The organism is Streptomyces sp. NPDC091416 (assembly GCF_044756845.1).
In the GTDB taxonomy this organism is placed as follows: domain Bacteria; phylum Actinomycetota; class Actinomycetes; order Streptomycetales; family Streptomycetaceae; genus Streptomyces.
The window spans coordinates 315,905-336,515 of sequence record NZ_JBIVTU010000011.1 but is presented as its reverse complement, the minus strand read 5'-3'; the positions used below and the strand labels follow the sequence as shown (position 1 = coordinate 336,515).

The 20,611-nt window shown below is 71.5% G+C and carries 15 protein-coding genes and 1 pseudogene; 9 read left to right on the top strand and 7 right to left on the bottom strand.

Going from position 1 to position 20,611, the window contains the following annotated elements:
* Positions 1 to 63: 63 nt before the first annotated feature.
* A complete protein-coding gene (locus ACIQMX_RS30245) occupies positions 64 to 297 on the top strand; it encodes a DUF397 domain-containing protein (protein WP_148021251.1) in 234 nt (77 codons plus the stop codon).
* Between the two features lie 141 nt (positions 298 to 438).
* Here ACIQMX_RS30245 and ACIQMX_RS30240 read toward each other — a convergent pair whose 3' ends face one another.
* The 4 genes from ACIQMX_RS30240 to eccB form a co-directional block, all read right to left on the bottom strand.
* Positions 439 to 744 carry a WXG100 family type VII secretion target gene (locus tag ACIQMX_RS30240; protein ID WP_363071769.1) on the bottom strand — a complete coding sequence of 102 codons (306 nt, stop codon included), beginning with the start codon at positions 742 to 744 and terminating at the stop codon, positions 439 to 441.
* A 42-nt stretch (positions 745 to 786) separates the two neighbouring features.
* On the bottom strand, positions 787 to 1,137 hold the full coding sequence (locus ACIQMX_RS30235; protein ID WP_363071771.1) for a WXG100 family type VII secretion target: 351 nt from the start codon (positions 1,135 to 1,137) through the stop codon (positions 787 to 789).
* A 188-nt stretch (positions 1,138 to 1,325) separates the two neighbouring features.
* Positions 1,326 to 2,546 (bottom strand): type VII secretion-associated serine protease mycosin, encoded by a 1,221-nt coding sequence (gene mycP, locus ACIQMX_RS30230; RefSeq protein WP_363071773.1) that lies wholly within the window; start codon positions 2,544 to 2,546, stop codon positions 1,326 to 1,328.
* 60 nt (positions 2,547 to 2,606) lie between these two features.
* Positions 2,607 to 4,142 (bottom strand): type VII secretion protein EccB, encoded by a 1,536-nt coding sequence (gene eccB, locus ACIQMX_RS30225; RefSeq protein WP_402482782.1) that lies wholly within the window; start codon positions 4,140 to 4,142, stop codon positions 2,607 to 2,609.
* 222 nt (positions 4,143 to 4,364) lie between these two features.
* Here eccB and eccE point away from each other — a divergent pair.
* The 7 genes and pseudogenes from eccE to ACIQMX_RS30190 form a co-directional block, all read left to right on the top strand.
* Positions 4,365 to 5,666: pseudogene (gene eccE, locus ACIQMX_RS30220) on the top strand (type VII secretion protein EccE); the annotation flags it as partial.
* 1,178 nt (positions 5,667 to 6,844) lie between these two features.
* Positions 6,845 to 9,850 (top strand): SCO5717 family growth-regulating ATPase, encoded by a 3,006-nt coding sequence (locus ACIQMX_RS30215; RefSeq protein WP_402482779.1) that lies wholly within the window; start codon positions 6,845 to 6,847, stop codon positions 9,848 to 9,850.
* Positions 9,851 to 10,047: 197 nt separating this feature from the next.
* Complete coding sequence (locus ACIQMX_RS30210) at positions 10,048 to 11,925, top strand: ABC transporter substrate-binding protein (protein WP_402482776.1); 1,878 nt, start codon at positions 10,048 to 10,050, stop codon at positions 11,923 to 11,925.
* A 117-nt stretch (positions 11,926 to 12,042) separates the two neighbouring features.
* Positions 12,043 to 13,125, top strand: coding sequence for an ABC transporter permease (locus ACIQMX_RS30205; protein ID WP_363071781.1), 1,083 nt, complete (start codon positions 12,043 to 12,045; stop codon positions 13,123 to 13,125).
* On the top strand, positions 13,122 to 14,090 hold the full coding sequence (locus tag ACIQMX_RS30200; RefSeq protein ID WP_363071783.1) for an ABC transporter permease: 969 nt from the start codon (positions 13,122 to 13,124) through the stop codon (positions 14,088 to 14,090). Before ACIQMX_RS30205 ends, ACIQMX_RS30200 begins: the two co-directional genes overlap by 4 nt.
* Complete coding sequence (locus ACIQMX_RS30195) at positions 14,087 to 15,109, top strand: ABC transporter ATP-binding protein (RefSeq protein ID WP_402482772.1); 1,023 nt, start codon at positions 14,087 to 14,089, stop codon at positions 15,107 to 15,109. Before ACIQMX_RS30200 ends, ACIQMX_RS30195 begins: the two co-directional genes overlap by 4 nt.
* A complete protein-coding gene (locus tag ACIQMX_RS30190; protein WP_363071787.1) occupies positions 15,106 to 16,098 on the top strand; it encodes an ABC transporter ATP-binding protein in 993 nt (330 codons plus the stop codon). Before ACIQMX_RS30195 ends, ACIQMX_RS30190 begins: the two co-directional genes overlap by 4 nt.
* Positions 16,099 to 16,237: 139 nt before the next feature.
* Here the strand turns inward: ACIQMX_RS30190 and ACIQMX_RS30185 are convergent, their stop codons facing one another.
* Positions 16,238 to 17,347, bottom strand: coding sequence for an XdhC family protein (locus ACIQMX_RS30185; protein ID WP_402482769.1), 1,110 nt, complete (start codon positions 17,345 to 17,347; stop codon positions 16,238 to 16,240).
* Positions 17,348 to 17,427: 80 nt separating this feature from the next.
* On the bottom strand, positions 17,428 to 18,006 hold the full coding sequence (locus ACIQMX_RS30180) for a MarR family transcriptional regulator (RefSeq protein ID WP_363071790.1): 579 nt from the start codon (positions 18,004 to 18,006) through the stop codon (positions 17,428 to 17,430).
* A gap of 211 nt (positions 18,007 to 18,217) precedes the next feature.
* On the opposite strand from ACIQMX_RS30180, the gene ACIQMX_RS30175 reads away from it, so the two are divergent.
* A complete protein-coding gene (locus tag ACIQMX_RS30175) occupies positions 18,218 to 19,582 on the top strand; it encodes an MFS transporter (RefSeq protein WP_363071792.1) in 1,365 nt (454 codons plus the stop codon).
* 74 nt (positions 19,583 to 19,656) lie between these two features.
* Here ACIQMX_RS30175 and ACIQMX_RS30170 read toward each other — a convergent pair whose 3' ends face one another.
* Positions 19,657 to 20,610, bottom strand: a complete 954-nt coding sequence (locus ACIQMX_RS30170; protein ID WP_219571896.1) for a bifunctional riboflavin kinase/FAD synthetase — start codon at positions 20,608 to 20,610, stop codon at positions 19,657 to 19,659.
* Position 20,611 lies beyond the last annotated feature (1 nt).

The window sequence follows — 20,611 nt, the reverse complement described above, 5'->3', positions numbered from 1 at the left end:
GACGGCCGCGGCGGTGCCTGTACGGTGCCGTGCAGAGCCACGTACGGAGAGGAACCGTTGACCATGGGCACGCAGGCGGAGAAGGACGAGCTGTACGCACTCGACATCTCGGGGGTGGAATGGCTGAGTGCGCCCGGGACCGAAGAGGCCGAGGAGCGCGTCGAGATCGCGCATCTGCCGGGCGGGGCCGTGGCGATGAGGTCCTCGCTGGACCCGGACACCGTGCTGCGGTACACGGAGGCCGAGTGGCGTGCGTTCGTCCTGGGCGCCCGGGACGGCGAGTTCGACCTTACGTAGGACGCCGCGTGCGGGAGATACGACGTTCACCGGAACGTGCGTCTCCGCACGACGGAAGGGGCACGTCCGGGTGAACGTGCCCCTCTTCCCGTCTCCCTGTACGCGGCCCCGTCTTCCTGTACGCGGCCTCGCGCGGGCGTCTCAGTACGCCTCGGTGAACAGGCGTGAGGCCCTGAGGTCCGTGGCGCGGTAGTTGTCCTTGCCGTTCTCGATGATCCTCGCGACGTGCTCCAGGCGGCCCTTCATGTCATCGGCCTTGCCGCGGTACTTGTTCTGGAGCAGCACGTAGGCCGTGTGGGCCTCGCCGTCCCAGGTGTCGGTGACCACCTTGAGCGCGCCGTCCATCTCCTCCAGGTCGCGGCAGATGTTCTGCGACACCACACGGATGCGGTTCGCCATCTCCTGGACGCTGTCGTACCTGACCTTGGTGTGCGGGTCGTGACCCATCGGGGTTCTCCTCTGGCTCGGCTACGGATGGGGAGAGTCGGTTCAGACGCCGTCGAGGCCCGAGGCGCTGCCCGCCGAGGCCGGTGTCCTGACCGCGTTGAAGGCGGCGCGGACCTCCTCGTCGTTCGCGTTGCTGAGGTTCCTGGTGCTGCCCACCGCGTGGAGCAGCACGTTCAGCAGCCGGCGGATCTCGTCGTGGTCCTCGTTGATCAGGAGCTGCGCGGACGTGAATCCCGAAGCGCCGGCTCCGGTCCACCCGGCCCCGGCCGTCGCGAGGATGTCGGCCAGTTCCCTGGACTGCGTGGAGACCGCCTCGGCGGTTCTGACGATCTTGTTCCTGGCCTGGACGACCGGTTCGTCGGCAAGTCCGAAACCACCCGCGGGGTTGGTCATGCGGAGGTCCTCTCTCGGTTCGCGAAGGGATGCGAAGGGATGCTGAGCCGGGGTGGTCGCACCGGCTCCGGCGAAGCCCCCGGCCGGTTTCTGATTCCCCGTCACTCATGTGAAGTCCGTGATCACCCTAGCCACTTCGGCACCTTGGACCCTGACGTCCCGGCGGCGGGAAACGGCTCCCGCACGGATCAGCGACGGCGCGGAACGCGGCGTCGGCGGAGGTCGCGTGCCACGGTCGCGACGCCCGCCACCACACCGACGAGCACGGCCGCCGAGGCCAGTGCGTAGGTCGCGTACCGCTTGCTGCGTTGCTGCGAGGTCTCCGACATCGCCAGGTGCGCGGGCTCGGGGGCCCGGGCGCCGGCGGGTGGTGCGTCCGGGTGGGGGGCGTCCTGCGGGGCGTCGTCCCCGGACAGTGCGCGGACCGGGTCGACTACACCCCATCCGACGAAGGCGTCACGCCCGTTGACGGAGCGTTCCGCCGTCTGTTCGATCCGGGCGATGATCTGCGCCGCCGTCCAGTCCGGGTACTTGGCGCGCATCAGCGCGACGACCCCGGCGACGTAGGGAGCGGCGAAGCTGGTGCCGTTGTCGGCGCACTGGCCGTCGCCCGGGACGGTGGAGACGATGTCGACCCCGGGTGCGGCGATTCCCACGAACTCCCCCGCCTGGGAGAAGGGCGCGCGTTCGTTGTTGCGGTCGGACGCGGCGACGGCGAGGACACCGTCGAAGGCGGCGGGGTAGGTCATCCTCTCCCGGCCGTCCGCGCCGTCGTTGCCCGCTGCGGCGACCACCACGATGTCCTCGGCGACCGCCCGCGCCACCGCCCGGCCGAGCAGCGAGTCGTCGGCCAGTGGCCTGGTGGTGTCCTGGGAGATGTTGATGACCTGGGCGCCCTCGGCGATCGCGTGGTCGATCGCGGCGGCCATCGCGCTGTCCAGCCCGTTGTGCCTCCCGTCGTTCTGACGGATCGGGATGACGGTGGCCTCGGGTGCCAGACCGACGAAGCCGGTGCCCGCGCGGGGGCGGGCGGCGATGATGCCGGCGACCTTGGTGCCGTGACCGACCTCGTCCACGGTCCCGTCGCTCCCGCCGCCCCTCGTGTAGTCGATGCCCGCGGACGCGTCCACGGCATCCCTGAGCTGCGGGTTGGTGTCGTCCACCCCGGTGTCGATGACGGCGACACGGATGCCCTTGCCCCGCGTGTCCTGCCACAGTTCGTCCAGGAGCACCCGCTGGAGCGGCCAGGGACGCCCCTCGAACTGCTTCCTCATCGGAAAGTCGCACGTGCCGACGCCGGCGATGCGCAGACCGTCCGGGCGGGCAACGGTGTACGCGGCCTGCGGCCCCGCGAGTGCGCCCAGCGCGGCGGCGGCAGCCGCCACCAGCACCCTCTTCCGGTACGGCATCGCGTGCTCTCCCCCGCGTCTGTCCACTGGTGTTCCGCCGCCCTGCCCCTGCCGGGCCCTTCAGGAACCCTGGGGCCTGCGGGCGCTGTTGGTGTCGAGCCGGGGGCCCCTGGCGAGGAACTCCGACCAGGCGACCGGGACGGGGACGGGCGTCACCTTCCCGTAGCCGAGCCTGATCTGTGCCTGGCTGGGCTCGGGGCGCTCGTCCTGCCCCTCACGCGCTCCGCCGGTGCCGATGTCGGAGTGTTCGGCGTCGCTGTCCCCGTTCGCCTGAACCGCGTACCGCAGTCCGGTGTCGGTCACCAGGAAGAGTGATCCGTCCGGGCCGCTCTGTCCTTCCCGGACCTGGGTGTAGAGGAGCCCGCTGCCCGGGGTGACGTACGTGCTCGTGCCGCCGGCGCCGACGGAGGCGGGAAACGCGGGGCCGGCCCAGGTGCTCAGCGTCGTGCGGCCCGTGCCGTCCGTGCGGCGCAGCACGTTGCAGACGGTGTCGCGGCCGGCGGCGTTGACGCGGACGGCCCGGCGCGCGGGCCAGTGCGCGGCCTGGCCCGCGAAGGGCTCGGATCCGGGGACGAAGTCCTGGAGGCCGGCCGGGCGCGCCTCGCCGGCCAGGTCGAGGGGTGCGGTCTGCGGGGAGTTGATCAGCAGCCAGGCGGTGAACTCGGAGACCGGCCGGACCTCGCCGTCCAGGACGACGTAGTGGGCGGTCCCCTCTCCGTTCCGGGTGCGCAGCACCGTGCCCACGCGGTTCTCCCGCGCGGAGAGGTGACCCTCGATGTGCGCGGGGGCGCCGACGGTGCCGGGGATCCGTGGGAAGGCGACGGGGCTGCCGTCGTGCAAGGTGGCCAGCCAGTCGTCGGTGACGGGCTGCGGCTGCGCGCTGCCGACCAGGGCGCCGGTCAGATGGCCGAGGTCGGCGGTCCTCTCGTCGATGCGGTACTTCGTGCCGCGGGCATCGACGAGGTAGCGGGTGCGGTCCTGTCCCCTGACGTAGAGGACCTGCCCGCCGGTGAGCCGGCCGGCGCCCTCGGTCAGTGCTTCGTCGCGTTCGGCGAGGACGAAGGCGGCCTTCTGCACGCTGGTACCCCTGCTGCCGGGCTGTACGCAGACCGCCCAGCGTTTGGCGGTGCCCGCGTCCTTCGCCTCGGGCAGCCGGTCGGGGGCGTACGGGATGCCGAGGACGGGTCCGCGCGGGGGCTCGCCCGCGTCGAGGATGTCGTCGTCGACCTGGATGACGCCGTAGTTCTGCGGGGTCAGCAGCAGCCGGGCCGAGGCGAGGTTCAGCACGGGGTGCAGCAGCGTCTCCCGGTCCGCGCCCCTGCCGGTGGTGAGCACCACGTAGCGGGTGGTCGACGACTTGCCGACGATGACCTTGGTGCCGGGGCTGTCCCAGTCCTTGGGTGCGGCGGGCCGGAACATGCCGTAGGCGCCGAACCCGGCGAGGATCAGTGCGCCGGTGACGAGGCCCGGAAGGACGGCGCGCAGCGGGCGCGGGGCCCCCTCGTCGGAGCCGGTGGGCGAGGGCTGGAGGAACGCGGCCACCACGCGCCGCTTCGCGAAGGTGTACGCGTTGAGGTCGTCGCGCCGCGATGCCATGAGTCCGTCCGTCTCCCGTGTCCGACCGCACGGCACCGGGAACGGCCGCGGCCGGCGTCCCGTACCGGACCCCCGATGCCGGACCGGCTCCCTACTATGCCTGTAGATCCAACGGTGTTGTGGGCCGGGTAGGGTGATTCACCCCGCCTGGGACCACGGTGGGGCGAGGGTGGTACGGCCCGGTCCGGAAGGCGCCGGGCCGGATGAACGGGGGGTGCCGCGATGACGGCTTCCGCGACGCGGACGGCTCCGGTCGCCGAGAGGCGGCCTCCCGGGGAGCGCCGGACCGCAGCTCCGGGCCCCTCGGCCGACGGCCGCGGGCACGGCTTCGCGCGATGGGGCGGCCGGGCCGGATCGTTGCGGCTCCACCAGCTCGTCCTGTTCGAGATCGCGGGGGCACTGCTGCTGTGCGCCTGGGTGGTGGATCCGTTGCTGCTCGCCCCGGCCTCGGTGGCGGCGGCCGTACTGGTGCTGTTCGCCGTCGCGCGGCGACGCCGCCGCTCCCTTCCCGCGCTGCTGCACGCGGTCCTCGCGCTGCGCGCCCGGCAGCGCGGAGCCGCGTCGGCGGAACCGGCCGCGGGCACCGACCCGGGCCCCGGTCCCGTGACGGAGTGCGAACCGGCTTTGCGTACACACTCGTTCGCGGGCCGCGACCGGCGACCGGTCGGCATGATCGGCGACGGTACCTATCTGACGGCCGTCCTCAGGATCGACGCGGACGGCACGGCGCTGCGCCGGGACCGGTCCGCGAGACCGCTCCCCCTGGCACTCGTACGGGACGCGCTCGACGTCGACGGCATCCGGCTGGAGTCGGCACAGATCGTGCAGCACACCCAGCCGGCCCCCGCCTCGCATCTGCCCGAGCAGTCGGTAGCGGCCCGCAACTACGCGCCACTGCAGGCCCGGACGGGCGCTCCGGCGGTCCGGATCACCTGGATCGCGCTCAAGCTGGCCCCGGAACTCTGTCCGGAGGCCGTACGGGCACGGGGCGGCGGCCTCATCGGGGCGCAGAAGTGCCTGGTGCGCGCGGCGGACCAGCTGGCGGGCAGGCTGACCGGGGCGGGGCTGACCGCGACGGTGCTCACGGAACAGGAACTCGGCGCGGCGGTCGCCACGTCCGCCGGAGCGAGTCCGCCGGTCACGGCGGGGGCGGGCCGGGGCGGGGCGCCTGTCCGCCGTACCCGGGAGACCTCACGCACCTGGCGGTGCGACGACCGGCCGCACACCACGTACTGGGTGCGCCGCTGGCCGGAGCCGGGCGGGGGCGGCGCACCGATGCCGCAGCTCGTCGCGCTGCTCACCTCGGTCCCGGCCCTGGCCACGACGTTCAGCCTCACGCTGGGGCACGGTGACCGGCAGGAGGTCACGGTGACCGGCCATGTCCGTGTCACCGGTCGCGACGACCGGGAACTCCTCGCCGCGCGCCATGAGTTGGAGCGCACGGCCCGCGGCGTGAAGACCTCGCTGGTGCGGCTCGACCGGGAACAGCTGCCCGGGGTGCTCGCCACCCTGCCCCTGGGAGGTCCCCCGCTGATGTCCGTATCCGCACGGGGACTCGGCCGGCTGGGGTTCGGTACGGCCGGCCCTCGCCGTCCCCGGCACACGGTCCGGCCCGAGCAGCTGGCGCCACTCGCCCTGCCGGTCGGCGACGACGGCGTGGTGATCGGCGTGGACGGCGAGGGACGCGCCGCGGTGCTGGGCATCGCCCGGCCCACTCCGTACGACGTCACGCTGATCGGCGGGCTGTGGACGGCGCAGGTTCTGGCGTTGCGGGCGGCGGCGACCGGCGCCCGGATCGTGGTCGAGACGGGGCGGGCCCCGGCCTGGGACGGGCTGGTGCGGGCCGCCGGAGGAGACGGGGCCGGCATCGCTCTGTACGAGGTGGGGCGGGTGCCTCCGCAGGGTCCGTCGGCCGGGTCGCCGGTCGTCGTCGTCCGCGACTGCGGCATAAGGCCACCGCGCGGGAGGGTGGCATCCGGTCCGTGGCAGTCGGTGGTGACACTGCTGCCGTATCTGAGTCCGGTGGCTGCCGGGCTGATGGAGAAGTCGTCCCTGGTCGGCGTTCAGCGGGTCTCTCCCGACGAAGCCGACCGGATCGGGCATCTGATGGGTCTGGGACCCGACGACACCCGGGCCCTGTCCACCCTGACGGACGGCGTCACCCTCTGGTGCACGCGCCGGGACCGGCAGTTCGTGATGATCCGGGCGACCGATGCGGAATCGGGACTGCTGGGCGAAGCCCGCAGGATGGATTGACGACCCACCACGACGTGTGCGAATTGTTCAGATTTCCCCGCGCAGATGTGCATGTTTGACCGCTTTACGCCTCACTCCCGGCTGTACGCAGTGCACTTGAGGGCAGTACGTGACGTACGGGACAGGAGCCGCGGTGCCGTACGGCCTGCCGTGGCGAGCCCGATGGCGATTAGGGTGGGTCCGGGCGCGGCAGAAGAACCTGCGGGCAGGCAATGCGCGTCCCAGGGGGAGAGCCTGGCGGTTCGCACCAGGGTCTTTCGTTCGGATCAGGCTGGATCGGGGAGCGGCGTGCGGTGCCATGGCGCCCGCCGACAACGTCGCGAGGTGCGGCACCGCACACCGCGAGCCCATCCTGATCCGAACGAAAGACCCTGGGTCAGGACCTGAGGGAACGGTCGCCCCCACCCACCACGGCACAAGGGTGCTCGACCACACCAGGAGGCAAAGTGAACGGCGATCGGGACGAAATGCGCGGGGGCTGGAACAAGCCCGTCGACGAGTCGTCCGACGCGGAGCCCGCCGAGATGACGGGTGAGTTCACCATCGACTACACCCCGCCCGCCTGGTACACGCAGAACGCGCCGGGCGACTCGTCGGGCGGCGCCGGTACGCACCTGGCACCGCCCCCGCCGCCCAGCGGCGCCCCCGTCTCCGTGCCCGGGCTGCCGGCCGGGAGCGGTTTCGATCCCGACTGGACTCCGGCTCCCCCGGCCCCGGCCCACGGTGCCGCAGCCGGGCATCCGGTGCCGGGCGCGGGCGGTGCGCCGGATCCCTTCGGGGCCGGCGATGTGGAGAGCGGCGCGACGATGCGGTTCTCGTCGGCCGCGCTGAAGCGGGAGATCGCAGAGCGCGAGGCCGCTGCGGAAGCCGAGGCCGGGAGCGCCGCCGAGAACGGTGCCGAGGCGGGGGACGGCGGCCCGGTGACCGGTTCGGCGCACGCGGAGTCCGACGCGGGTGCAGACGACGTGCGGGACGAGCCCGTGTCCGCTTCCACTTCCGGTTCCGGTTCCGGTTCCACTTCCGGTTCCGCGGAAGCTGACGCGGATGCGGATGCTGATGCGGATGCGGACTCCTCGCCTTCCGAACCGTCCGACACCCCGCCACCCTTCGCCTCGGAGGACGGCGCCCGCGCGGCCGACGACGACGCACCTTTCGACGCGCCTCCGGCGGACGGCGCCGCGAGCCACGACGGCTCCGACGACGAACCGCACGTCGACGAACCCGCCGACGCCGTACCGACGGACTCGGCACCCACGGACGCCGTGCCCCCGCCCGCGCCCGCGGACGCGGCGCCCCTCGACGTTCCGGCGGCCGGCGCACCCCAGGACGCGGCGCCCGCACCCTGGAGCCCCGCACCGGCGCCGGGTGGGCTGCCGCCGTTGCCGCCGTCGTTCCAGCCCGCGGCCCCGCAGCCCGAGGCGCCCCGGCCGGCCTCCCACTGGCCCCCGACGCCCCCGGCCGACGCCGGACAGGGCGGCTACGGCTTCCCGCAGGCCCCGGCCGCCCAGGCCGCACCGAGCCCGCAGACCCCGCAGGCTCCCCCGTTCCCGCAGCAGGACCGGCCGGCAGCCCCGGCGCAGGACGGCGGCTACGGCTTCCCGCAGCCGCCCCAGCCCCAGCCCCAGCAGGACCGGCCGGGGGCGGCACTTCCGGCGCAGCTTCCGCCGCCCGCTGCTCCCGCGCCCCAACTGCCGCAGGCACCTCAGGCGCACCAGTGGCCCGGGCAGCAGCAGGGTGCGGCACTTCCCCCGCCGGCACCCCAGGCACCCCAGGCGCCCCACGTTCCCCAGCTGCCGCAGGGACAGCAGCAGCCACAGGGCGGTTACGGATTCCCCCAGGGCGCCCAGCCGCCGGCTCAGGCCACCCCGAATCTTCCCGCCCAGATTGCCCCGCAGCAGCAGCCGCCGCACCATCAGCAGCCGCACGCGCAGCAGCCGCACCCCCAGCAACTCCCGCCCCAGGGAATGCCTCAGGGAGCACCTCAGGGAATGCCCCAGGGACCGCCTCAAGGACCGCCCCAGGGACCGCCCGCCGACCCCCGCGCCGGAAGCGCCTGGCCCACGCCGGTCACCCACGACCAGCGCGAGCGTTCCGTGCCGGGCGCGCCCCTCGGCTACACGGCCGCGGTCGAGCTCTCCTCCGACCGGCTCGTCCGGGGCAAGCAGAAGGCGAAGAGCAGCCGCAACCCGTCCGGCGCGTCCCGCTTCAAGCTGGGCGGCAAGAAGGAGGAGATCGAGCGGCAGCGCAAGCTCGATCTGATCCGGACCCCGGTGCTCTCCTGCTACCGGATCGCGGTGATCAGCCTCAAGGGCGGCGTGGGCAAGACCACGACGACCACCGCTCTGGGCGCGACCCTGGCCACCGAGCGGCAGGACAAGATCCTCGCGATCGACGCCAACCCCGACGCCGGCACGCTCGGCCGCCGGGTCCGCCGCGAGACCGGGGCCACCATCCGTGACCTGGTCCACGCGATCCCGCACCTCAACTCGTACATGGACATCCGGCGGTTCACCTCGCAGGCGCCCTCCGGTCTGGAGATCATCGCCAACGACGTGGACCCGGCGGTCTCGACCACGTTCAACGACGAGGACTACCGGCGCGCGATCGAGGTCCTGGGCAAGCAGTACCCGATCATCCTCACGGACTCGGGTACCGGGCTGCTCTACAGCGCGATGCGCGGGGTGCTGGACCTCGCCGACCAGTTGATCATCATCTCGACCCCGTCGGTCGACGGCGCGTCAAGTGCCTCCACCACGCTGGACTGGCTGTCGGCGCACGGGTACGCGGAACTGGTCCAGCGGTCCCTCACCGTGATCTCCGGAGTCCGGGAGACCGGAAAGATGATCAAGGTGGACGACATCGTCCAGCACTTCGAGACGCGCTGCCGCGGCGTCGTCGTCGTACCGTTCGACGAACACCTCTCGGCCGGTGCCGAGGTCGACCTCGACATGATGCGTCCGAAGACCCGGGACGCGTACTTCCATCTCTCCGCCCTCGTAGCCGAGGACTTCGCGCGCGCCCAGCAGCAGCAGGGGCTGTGGACATCGAGCGGCGGCAACCCGCCGCCGCAGTACGCGCCTCCGATGCCCGGACAGCAGATGCCGGGCCAGCAGATGCCGGCACCCGGGCAGCAGCCGTACGCGCCCCAGCAGCCCCAGCCGCCTCAGCAGCCCGGACAGCCGTACCCGCAGCAGCCCTACGGCGGACAGCCGCAGCAGCCCTATCCGCCGCAGGCCGCGCCTGGCGCCGGACAGAACTGGCAGCAGTCACTGCCCTCCCAGGCGCAGTCGACGGCCGGTCAGGCCGGTCCGCCCCCGCCGCAGCAGCACGACGGACAGCCTGGTCAGCCGGGGCAGCCGGGGCAGCTCGCCCACCCCGAACTCCAGGGTCCCGTCCCGCCCGCGGGGTGGCAGCAGCAGCCTCCGCAGCCGCCGCCAGCGCCTCAGCAGTAAGGCGTCAGAGGTCTCGACCAATGAGGGTCCACATCGCTTCCACGATGTGGACCCTCCTTGCATTCCCGCAGACCACACGCCGTTTCGGTGACCGTTGACGCGGCTCGACCACCGCTGATAAACCTTCGCTTCACCAGCTGGCGAACCACAGATCAACCCGCCTTCTCCGTGCGAGTCCTGACGCGAGGTCCCTGACCATGGTCGAAAGAGTTCCACCGCCCTCAGCCCAGCCACGCTCACGTCTGCGCGTCCTCGTGGCGTCCGGCGCGGCCGCCCTTGCTCTCACAGCCGGGTCCGTCGTACCGGGCCTGCCCACCGGGGCCGCGCCCCAGCAGGCGCAGGCCGCCGACAGCGGCGACAAGACGCTGACCGTCGCGGTCGCGCAGAGCGTCGACTCCCTGAGCCCGTTCCTCGCCCAGAAGCTGCTGAGCACCAGCGTCTCCCGGCTCATGTACGACTTCCTGACGAACTACGACCCCAAGGACAATCACGCCGTCCCGGGTCTCGCCACGAAGTGGGAACCGTCGGCCGACAAGCTGACGTGGACGTACACCATCCGGAGTAATTCCAAGTGGTCGGACGGCAAGCAGGCCACCGCCGAGGACGCGGCCTGGACCTTCAACAAGATGATGACGGACGAGGCCGCCGCCCAGGCGAACGGCAGCTTCGTCACCAACTTCAAGAAGGTGACGGCTCCCAGCCCGACGCAGCTGGTCATCGAGCTCAAGGAGCCGCAGGCCACGATGGCCGCGCTCGATGTGCCGATCGTCCCCAAGCACGTCTGGGAGAAGGTCAAGGACTTCTCGAAGTTCAACAACGACACGGACTTCCCCGTCGTGGGCAACGGGCCGTTCGTACTGAGCGACTACAAGGTCGACCAGTACGTGAAGCTCAAGGCGAACAAGGACTTCTGGCGCGGCAAGCCCAAGTTCGACGAGCTGGTCTTCAAGACGTACAAGGACCAGGACGCCGCCGTCGCCGCGCTCCGCAAGGGTGAGGTCTCCTTCGTCGCCGGCTCGCCCGCGCTGACGCCCGCCCAGGCCAACTCGCTCAAGGGCGACGCGAACATCAAGGTCAACGAGGGACCGGGACGGCGCTTCTTCGCGCTGGCCACCAACCCGGGCGCGCAGACCAAGGACGGCAAGAAGTTCGGCAACGGCAACAAGGCGCTGCTCGACCAGAAGGTCCGTCAGGCGCTGTTCCTGTCGATCGACCGCAAGACGATCATCGACAAGGTCTTCCAGGGCCATGCCGTCGAGGGCCAGGGGTACATCCCGCCGCGCTTCTCGGAGTACGCCTGGCAGCCGTCGGCAAGCCAGAGCCTCGCCTACGACCCCACGAAGGCCGGTCAGCTCCTGGACCAGGCGGGCTACGCGCTCAAGGACGGCAAGCGCGTCGGCAAGGACGGGAAGGCCCTCGACCTGCGCATCCTGTGCCACGCGACGGACCCGAACGACAAGGCGATCGGCAAGTACCTCAAGGAGTGGTGGGGCAAGATCGGCGTCGGCCTCAAGGTCGAGTGCCTCGACGACGTCTCCGTGCCGTGGTACGCCGGTGAGTACGACCTCGCCTTCGACGGCTGGTCCGTCAACCCGGACCCGGACTTCGTCCTCGGCATCCACACCTGCGCGGCCCTGCCGGTCAAGGCCAAGGCAAGCGCGGCCACGGACAACTTCATCTGCGACAAGACGTACGACGAGCTCTACAAGAAGCAGCTCGCCGAGTACGACACGACCAAGCGTGCAGACCTCGTCGGCCAGATGCAGTCGTGGCTGTACGACTCCGGGTACATGAGCGTCATCGCGTACCCGAACGCGGTCGAGGCCTACCGCACCGACCAGATCAAGTCGATCACGACCATGCCCGAGGCGGCCGGCAACATCTACGGCCAGGACGGGTACTGGAGCTGGTGGTCTGCCGTTCCGGCCGGCAGTGACGGCGCGGACGGTGACAGCGACTCCGGTTCGAGCTCGACCGGGATCGTCATCGGCATCGTCGTGGCCGTGGTGGTCCTCGCCGGTGGCGGGTTCCTCCTCTCCCGCCGCCGCCGCACCACCGCGGACGATCGCGAGTAGGACCACGGACCGCGGGTCGTTCCCGCGGACGGGATGAGAGCGACCGCCGGCGGGGTCCTGGCATCAGGGCCCCGTCGGCCGGTCCCTCTAAGTGCAGCACGAGTAACGAGAGTTCCCATGACAGCTGACAGCACTCCGGCGCTCGTGAAGCAGGCGGACGCGGACACGGAAGGTCCGGCTCCGGCCGGCCTCCCGGCCGCCCGCGGCCCACGGGCGCGCAACACCCAGGCCTATCTGAAGTACGTGGCCGCCAAGATCTTCGGCGCGGCCGTCTCGCTGTTCGCCGTACTGGTCACCAGCTTCTTCCTCTTCCGGCTGATTCCCAGCGACCCGGTCAAGCAGATGACCGGCGGGCGGCCCGTGTCCGCCGAACAACTCGAATCGCTGCGACGCCAGTTCGGTCTCGACCAGCCGATGTGGCAGCAGTTCACCGACTACGTGGGCGACGCGCTCACCGGTGACTTCGGCACCTCGTTCCAGTACCACGCCCCGGTCATCGACAAGATCACCGAGGCTCTCCCGGCGACGCTGCTGCTGACCGGCACGGCGTACGTCCTCTACAGCGCGCTGGGCATCTGGCTCGGCACCCGTACCGCCTGGCGCAACGGATCGAAGAGCGACCGGTTCAACACCGCGCTCGCGCTCACGCTCTACTCCGTGCCCTCGTTCTGGCTCGGCCTGCTTCTCATCATCGTCTTCTCGGTGGGCATCGGACCGATTCCGGGCATGTTCCCGACCGGCGGGCTGGAGTCGGGCAACGAGACGGGCTTCGCGTACGTGCTCGACGTCGCGCACCACATGGTGCTCCCCGTGATCACCCTGGTCGCGGTCGGCTACGCGCAGACGCTCCTCGTGATGCGTTCCTCGCTCCTGGACGAGATGGGCAGCGACTACCTGACGACGGCGCGCGCCAAGGGGCTGCGCGACGACACGGTCCGCCGCAAGCACGCCGTGCCCAACGCGATGCTCCCGACCTTCACGCTGATGTTCGTCAACCTCGGCCATGTGGTCGCGGGACAGATCCTGGTCGAGACCGTGTTCTCCTGGCCCGGCCTCGGCGGACTCTTCTACCAAGGACTGAGCGTCCCCGACCTTCCACTCGTCCAGGCACTGTTCTTCGTCTTCGCCACCGCGGTGATCCTGGCGAACACCCTGGCCGATCTGCTGTATCCGCTGCTCGATCCCCGGGTGGGCCGATGACGACCGAATCCATGCCCGCGTCCACACCGGGCGCCGAGGTACCCGCGCCCGAGGAATCCGGGCCCGAGGAGACCAAGAGCGCCGGCGCGCTGGCCCGGGCCCGCAAGCGGCGTTCCGTGGCCCGGTTCTGGCGGGAGTACCGCAGCCACCGGGGTGGTCTGTGGGGGCTCGCCGGGCTGATCCTGATCGCGCTGATCGCCGTGTGCGCACCGGTGCTGACCGGCGAGAACGCGCAGAGCGTCACCGAGGCTCCGGGTGGCGCCCTGGAGTCCCCGAGTGCCGAGTTCCCGCTCGGCACCGACCAGTTCGGACGCAGCGTCCTCGCCCTGCTGATCTGGGGCGCGCGCGTCTCGCTGACCGTGGGGCTGCTCGCCGCCTTCCTCTGCGTGGCCATCGGTACGGTCGTCGGGATCGTCGCGGGACACTTCCGCGGCTGGTACTCGACGGTCCTCATGCGGGTCACGGACTGGTTCCTGGTGATGCCGACCCTGGTCCTGGCCATCGCGCTCGCCACCGTGATGGACCGCTCCCTGTGGACGGTCATCATCGCGATCGGCGTCACGACCTGGCCGACGACCGCCCGGCTGGTGCGGGCGCAGACCCTCGCCGTGGAGTCCCGTCCGTACATCGAGCGCGCCCGCGCGCTGGGCGGCGGGCACGGACACATCATGCTGCGGCACGTCCTGCCCAACGTGATGCCGCTGGTGCTCGCCCAGACCACGCTGGTCATCTCCAGCGCGATCCTGACGGAGGCCACGCTGGCCTTCCTCGGCCTCGGCGATCCGACCATCACCTCCTGGGGCGGCATGCTCCAGGACGCGCGCGAAGCCGGCGCCGTGAGCGCGGGCGACTGGTGGTACCTGGCGCCGCCCGGCATCGCCATCGCTCTGGTGGCCCTGGCGTTCACGCTGTGCGGGCGCGCCATCGAAACCGTCCTCAATCCCAAGCTGGGGGTGGCCCGTTGAGCACGACGAGCATCCGCAAGACGCCTCTTCTCGAGGTACGCGATCTGACGGTGACGTACGCCGGCGGGGCCCGGGCGGTCCGCGGGGTGAACCTGGAGGTCGAAGCGGGCAGGAAGCTCGGCATCGCCGGGGAGTCGGGGTGCGGGAAGTCCACGCTGGCGCTCGCGCTGCTGCGGCTGCTGCCCGCCGGCACGAAGGTCACCGGCGAGATCCTGCTGAACGGCGAGGACGTCCTCGCCATGAAGTGGGGTCAGGTCAGGGCCGTGCGCTGGGCGGGCGCCTCGATCGTCTTCCAGGGTGCGATGCACTCGCTGAACGCGGTGCACCGCATCGGGGACCAGATCGCCGAGCCGATCGTGCTGCACAAGAAGACGACGCAGGCCGCGGCGCGCAAGCGGGCCGGTGAGCTGCTGGAGCAGGTGGGGCTGCCCGCCGCCCGGGCGGACGCCTATCCGCACGAGCTCTCCGGCGGGCAGCGGCAGCGCGTGATGATCGCGATGGCGCTCGCCTGCGATCCGGGCCTGATCATCGCCGACGAGCCGACGACGGCCCTCGACGTGATGATCCAGACCCAGATCCTGAGGCTGATCGAACAGCTGGTCTCCGAGCAGGACCTCGGACTGATCATGATCAGCCATGACCTCGCGGTGCTCTCGGACACCTGCGACCGGCTCGCCGTGATGTACGCGGGCCGGGTCGTGGAACAGGGCCCGGCGTCCGAGGTCTACGAGCGGGCGCACCACCCGTACAGCAAGGCCCTGTCGGGCGCCTTCCCGCGGATCGGGGACCCGGCCTCGCGGCTCGCGCCCCGGGGGCTGCCGGGCGACCCGCCCGACCCGTCGGCGCTGCCGGCCGGCTGCACCTTCCATCCGCGCTGCACGGTGGCCCTGGACTCCTGCACCACGCAGGACCCGGAGCTGCGGGTGGCGGGGCCCGGACGGGAGGCCGCGTGTGTGCTGGTGGGGCCGGACGGGGCCCCGGCCCCGCAGGGCGCCGAGGAAGCAAGGAGCACATCATGACCACCACGGACCTGCTCAGTGCGCGCGATCTGCGGATCTCGTTCCCCGGCAGGCACGGCGCCGACCCGGCCCGTGCCGTGGACGGGGTCGACCTGGACATCAGGCCGGGCGAGATCGTCGCGCTGGTCGGCGAATCGGGCTGCGGCAAGACGACGCTGGCCCGCTCGCTGCTCGGTCTGGTCCCGCCCACGGGCGGGCAGGTCACCTTCGACGGAAAGGCGCTCGACTACGGCAGCCGGGCGCTGAAGGCCTACCGCAAGCGCGTCCAGCTGGTGCTGCAGGACCCCAGCGGTTCACTGAACCCGCGGCACACGGTGTACGACGCCGTGGCCGAGGGCCTGCGCATCCACCGGTACGGCGGCGACGAACGGGAGGCGGTCACGAACGCCCTGTCCCGGGCGGGGCTGCGGCCTCCGGAGCGGTTCTTCCTCCGCTATCCGCACGAGCTGTCGGGCGGTCAGCGTCAGCGGGTCGTGATCGCGGGCGCGCTGGTCCTGGAGCCCGAACTCATCGTGGCGGACGAGCCGGTGGCCTCGCTGGACGCCTCGGTGCGCGGCGAGATCCTGGCGCTGCTGCTGCGCCTGCGGGACGAACTGGGCCTGTCCGCACTGGTGGTCACGCACGACCTCGGTCTCGCGTGGAACATCGCGGACCGGGTGGCGGTGATGTATCTCGGCCGGATCGTGGAGACCGGGGACGTGGAGCAGATCCTCACGGCTCCGCAGCATCCGTACACCCGGGCGCTGCTGTCGGTGCTGCCGGAGGCCGAGGGCGAGCCGGTGGTGCTGACCGGTGAGCCGCCGGACCCGTCCAAGGTGCCGTCGGGCTGCCGCTTCCATCTGCGCTGCCAGGTGCTGGCGTCGGGCGAGGCGGAGCGGGCGGGTGTCGCCGACGCCTGCCGCACGAAGGACCTGCCGGTGCTCGCGGGCGGCGGGGAGACGCAGGTGGCGTGCCACTGGGCGAGCGCGGCGGCGGTGGCCCGGCCTTAGGCCGTGTCCGCACCGCCTCGTCCGGCCCGCGGCGCCCGGCACGCACCGGACACCGTGGGGCCCGCCCTCCGGGCGGACGACGCCACGTGGTGAACACTCCCAGGCGGTAGCGGGCGGGCCCCGGCCAGGGACCCGCCCGCTACCGCCTGTCGTGGTGGTGGATCGCGCCGGAGAGTTCACCGAGCGGGCGTCCCGTACCGCCCCATCGGTGCTGGATGATCTCGGCGGCGATCGAGACGGCCGTCTCCTCGGGCGTACGGGCACCGAGGTCGAGTCCTACGGGCGAGGCCAGCCGGGCAAGGTCGGCCTCGCCCACGCCTTCTTCACGGAGCCGTGCCAGCCGGTCGCGATGGGTGCGCCGACTGCCCATCACGCCGATGTAGGCCGCCGGTGTGCGCAGTGCGGCGACGAGCAGGGGTACATCGAACTTCGGGTCGTGCGTGAGCACGCACAGGACGGTCCGCTCGTCGACGTCCGTGTCCGAGAGGTAGGTGTGCGGCCATGCGCGGACGACCTCGTCGGCGGTGGGGAAGCGCTCGCGGGTCGCGAAGGCCGGGCGGGCGTCGCACACCGTGACCCGGTAGCCGAGGAAGGACCCGATGCGGGCGGTGGCCGCCGCGTGGTCGATGGCGCCGAAGACGATCATGCGGGGCGGTGGCGCGTACGTCTGGATGAAGACGGACACGTCCTGCATCCGGCGCTCGCCGTGGATCCCGTACCACTGCCGCCCGGTCGCACCCTGGGCGAGGAGGCCCCGGGCGTCGTCGGTGACGGCCGCGTCGAGCCCTTCGTCGCCCAGCGAGCCTTCGGCCCGGTCCGCCCGGACCACCCGCCGCGCGCTCGCCCGGGCGCCGTCCGGCAGGACCGTGGCCACGGCGACGGGTTCGCCGCGTGCGACGGTCTCCCCCACGTCGCGCAGCCAGCCGCGGTCCGCCGCCGCGACATAGGGAGCGACGAGGATGTCGATGGTTCCGCCGCAGGTCAGGCCCACGCCGAAGGCCTCGTCGTCGGTGATGCCGTACGACTGCAGTTGCGGATCACCGGTGGCAAGCACCTCGCCCGCCACCTCGTACACCGCTCCCTCGACGCAGCCCCCGGAGACGCTGCCCGCCACCGCTCCGTCGGCGGTCACGGCCATCATGGCGCCGGGCGCCCGTGGCGCGCTGCCCCGGACGGAGACGACGGTCGCCAGGGCGAAGGGCGTTCCGGCCTCGTGCCAGGCGCGCAGTTCCGACAGCAGCTCACGCACGGTACGAACCTCCTTGGGGCCGGTCCACCGGCCTGCGGCACGTCCCCCTGGAAAAAGCCTGAGCACTCGGACAGTGAGTGCTATGGATTATGCATCGGATCCGGCGGCACGGACGCCATCAGCGCGGCACGGTCCGGCGGAGTCTGTTCCGCCGTCTCCAGCGAGCGTTCGAGTTTGCCGAGCAGCTCGCCCAGCCGGCGCCGTTCGGCTCCGGAGAGTTCGGCGAGCATCCGTTCCTCATTGGCGAAGTGTGCGACGGCGACCACATCGGCGACCTCGGCACCACGCTCGGTCAGGCACGCGTAGACGACCCTGCGGTCCTCGGTATCCCGCTCCCTGGTCACCAGGCCGGCCTTCTCCAGCCGGTCCAGCCTCAGCGTGATGCCGCCCGTGGTGACCAGTGCGATGTCCGCGAGCTGACCGGCGGTCTGCCGGTACGGCGGCCCTGACCTGCGCAGAGCCGCCAGAACATCGAAGGAGGCCATGTTCAGGTCGAAGCATTCGAAGAGTTCGGACAGCAGCCCCTGGTACCGCAGGAAGCTGCGATGGAGCCGGCCGAGCACCTCCATCGGCGAGGCGTCCAGAGCGGGGAGTTCGCGCTTCCACTGCTCAAGGACGAGGTCGACCGCGTCGGGGCGGCCGGATGCTCTGCGAGTCATGTGCGATCGGAGGACGGTGCGGTGCCGCGGCCCCCGCGCCTCCTTCCGGACACACCGCGCACAGCGCAGCGGTGAGGTGTTCACGATACAACCGGTGCCCGCACCCGGACCCCGGCCCGGGAACCCCTCGTAACATTTAAGCACTTAGTCATTGACCGCTAAGACACTTCTTCCTAGGGTCACCGCAACTCCTGTTCGCGGAAGGATCCCCATGTCAATCGTGGCCAACGGCCCCGCCGTGAGCTCCGTCTCGGCAAGACTCGAACGCCTGCCGAGCTCTCGCTGGCACATCAAGGTCCGCACTCTGATCGGAACCGTCACGTTCTTCGAGGCGTTCGACCAGTTGCTGACCGCCTCCGCGCTGCCCGTCCTGACCGAACAGTGGAAGCTGAGCACCGGCCAGGGCACGATGATCGTCACCAGCGGCTCCGTCGGCATGCTGCTCGGAGCACTCGTCGCCGGCTGGCTCGGCGACCGGATCGGCCGGGTGAACACCGTCGCGCTGGGTGTCGCCGTGACCGCGCTGGCCAGCCTGGCCGTCGCGGTCTCCCCCGGCTTCGCCCTCTTCACCCTCTTCCGGTTCGTGCAGGGCCTCGGCATCGGCGGTGTGGTGCCGGTCGCCGCCACGTACATCAACGAGATCGCTCGGGCGGATCACCGGGGCCGCTTCGTGCTGCTCTACGAGCTCATCTTCCCGGCCGGACTCGCCACGGCCACGCTCGTCGCGAGCTGGGTGGTGCCCAGCTTCGGCTGGCGGGTGATGTTCGTGATCGGCGCCCTGCCCGTCCTCCTCGTCGTCGTCCTGCGCCGCCAGGTGCCGGAGTCGCCCCGCTGGCTGCTCTCCCGGGGCCGGGTCGCGGAAGCCGAACAGGTCATCGCCCGGATCGAGAAGGACGTGGCGAGGTCGACCGGAGCCCCGCTCCCCGAGCCCGGCCCGGCGACGGCCGTCGAGACCTCCCGGGGCGGGCTGCGGGACCTCTTCACGGGCCGCTATCTGCGACGCACGGCCGTGGTGTCGGCGCTGTGGTTCGTCGCGTACTACGTCAACCACGGCATCGCCACCTGGCTGCCCTCGCTCTACACCAAGGAGTTCGGCCTCGATCTGCGCACCGCGCTCAACTACGCGCTGCTCAGCAACGTGACCGGCCTGATCGGCTGTCTGCTGGTCGCGCTCGTCATCGACCGGGTGGGACGCCGGGTGTCCCTGACCGTCGGTCTCGGCGGTGCGGCCGTCGCCCTGTTCTCGCTGGCCGTCTCCGGTGCCTCCTCCGGCGGCCAGGTGGCCGTGTGGGCCTCGGTCACGACGCTCTTCGTCTTCGCCACCAACGTCAGCCTCTACCTCTACACGCCCGAGCTCTACCCGACCCGCAGCCGCGCACGCGGGGCGTCGTTCGGCGGGGTGTGGAACCGGCTCGGAGTCATCCTGGGACCGATCGTGGTCGGCGCGATCATCAGCTCGGGCGCCGGTCTGACCATGGTCTTCACCCAGCTGGGCTGTGTGGCGGCGATGGGCGCGGTGATCGCCCTGTTCGCCGTGGAGACCAAGGGCAGGACGCTGGAGGAGCTCAACAGCTGACTCCTGCCCGTACGGCTCCGGCCGGGACCGCGTGACAGCGGTCCCGGCCGGAGCCACGGGGACGGAGGGAGCTCTCAGCCCCGGTCGTACGCGGAGATCAGCTCGCTGCACCGCTTCACATCGGCGGCCATCGCCACGAGCAGATCGTCGATCGAGTCGAACTTCAGCATGCCGCGTACGTACGCGAGGAAGTCCACGGCGACGTGCAGGCCGTACAGGTCGAGACCGACGCGGTCGATCGCGTACGCCTCCACCGTCCGCTCGGTGCCGTCGAACTGCGGGTTGGTGCCGACCGAGATCGCGGCGGGCATCGCCTCGCCGTCCACGTGCAGCCAGCCCGCGTACACGCCGTCGGCGGGGATCGCGGTGTGCGGCAGGGTCTCCACGTTCGCGGTGGGGAAGCCGAGTTCACGTCCCCGCTGCGCACCGCGGACGACGATGCCCTCGACACGGTGCGGACGGCCGAGGATCTCCGCAGCGCCGGCCACGTCGCCCTCGGCGACCAGGCGCCGGGTCAGGGTCGAGGAGAACGGTTCGCCGCCACCGGCCTCGCCGCGCACCCGCAGGTCGATGACCTCGACGCGGTAGTCGTAGGTGTCACCGAGCTCGGTGAGCAACTGCACGTTCCCGGCCGCCTTGTGGCCGAAGCGGAAGTTGGGGCCCTCGATGACCAGCTTGGCGTGCAGCTTGTCGACGAGCACCTTCACGATGAAGTCGGCCGGAGCGAGCTTCGAGAACTCGGTGGTGAACGGCAGGATCAGCACCGCGTCCACGCCGAGCTCGGCCATCAGTTCGGCACGGCGGTGATGCGGCGCGAGCAGCGGCGGGTGGCTGCCCGGCCGGACGACCTCGCTGGGGTGCGGGTCGAACGTCACGACGACCGACGGCACCCCCAGCTCGCGGGCACGCTCGACGGCCCGGCCGATGATCAGCTGGTGTCCGCGGTGCACCCCGTCATAGGAGCCGATGGTGACGACGCTGCGTCCCCAGTCCTGGGGGATGTCCTCCAAGCCACGCCAGCGCTGCACT

Bases quoted from the DNA above. Each gene is read 5' to 3' on its own strand.
- ACIQMX_RS30245 (WP_148021251.1), top strand. From the start codon at position 64: ATGGGCACGCAGGCGGAGAAGGACGAGCTGTACGCACTCGACATCTCG.
- ACIQMX_RS30240 (WP_363071769.1), bottom strand. From the start codon at position 744: ATGGGTCACGACCCGCACACCAAGGTCAGGTACGACAGCGTCCAGGAG.
- ACIQMX_RS30235 (WP_363071771.1), bottom strand. From the start codon at position 1,137: ATGACCAACCCCGCGGGTGGTTTCGGACTTGCCGACGAACCGGTCGTC.
- mycP (WP_363071773.1), bottom strand. From the start codon at position 2,546: ATGCCGTACCGGAAGAGGGTGCTGGTGGCGGCTGCCGCCGCCGCGCTG.
- eccB (WP_402482782.1), bottom strand. From the start codon at position 4,142: ATGGCATCGCGGCGCGACGACCTCAACGCGTACACCTTCGCGAAGCGG.
- ACIQMX_RS30210 (WP_402482776.1), top strand. From the start codon at position 10,048: ATGGTCGAAAGAGTTCCACCGCCCTCAGCCCAGCCACGCTCACGTCTG.
- ACIQMX_RS30205 (WP_363071781.1), top strand. From the start codon at position 12,043: ATGACAGCTGACAGCACTCCGGCGCTCGTGAAGCAGGCGGACGCGGAC.
- ACIQMX_RS30200 (WP_363071783.1), top strand. From the start codon at position 13,122: ATGACGACCGAATCCATGCCCGCGTCCACACCGGGCGCCGAGGTACCC.
- ACIQMX_RS30190 (WP_363071787.1), top strand. From the start codon at position 15,106: ATGACCACCACGGACCTGCTCAGTGCGCGCGATCTGCGGATCTCGTTC.
- ACIQMX_RS30180 (WP_363071790.1), bottom strand. From the start codon at position 18,006: ATGACTCGCAGAGCATCCGGCCGCCCCGACGCGGTCGACCTCGTCCTT.
- ACIQMX_RS30175 (WP_363071792.1), top strand. From the start codon at position 18,218: ATGTCAATCGTGGCCAACGGCCCCGCCGTGAGCTCCGTCTCGGCAAGA.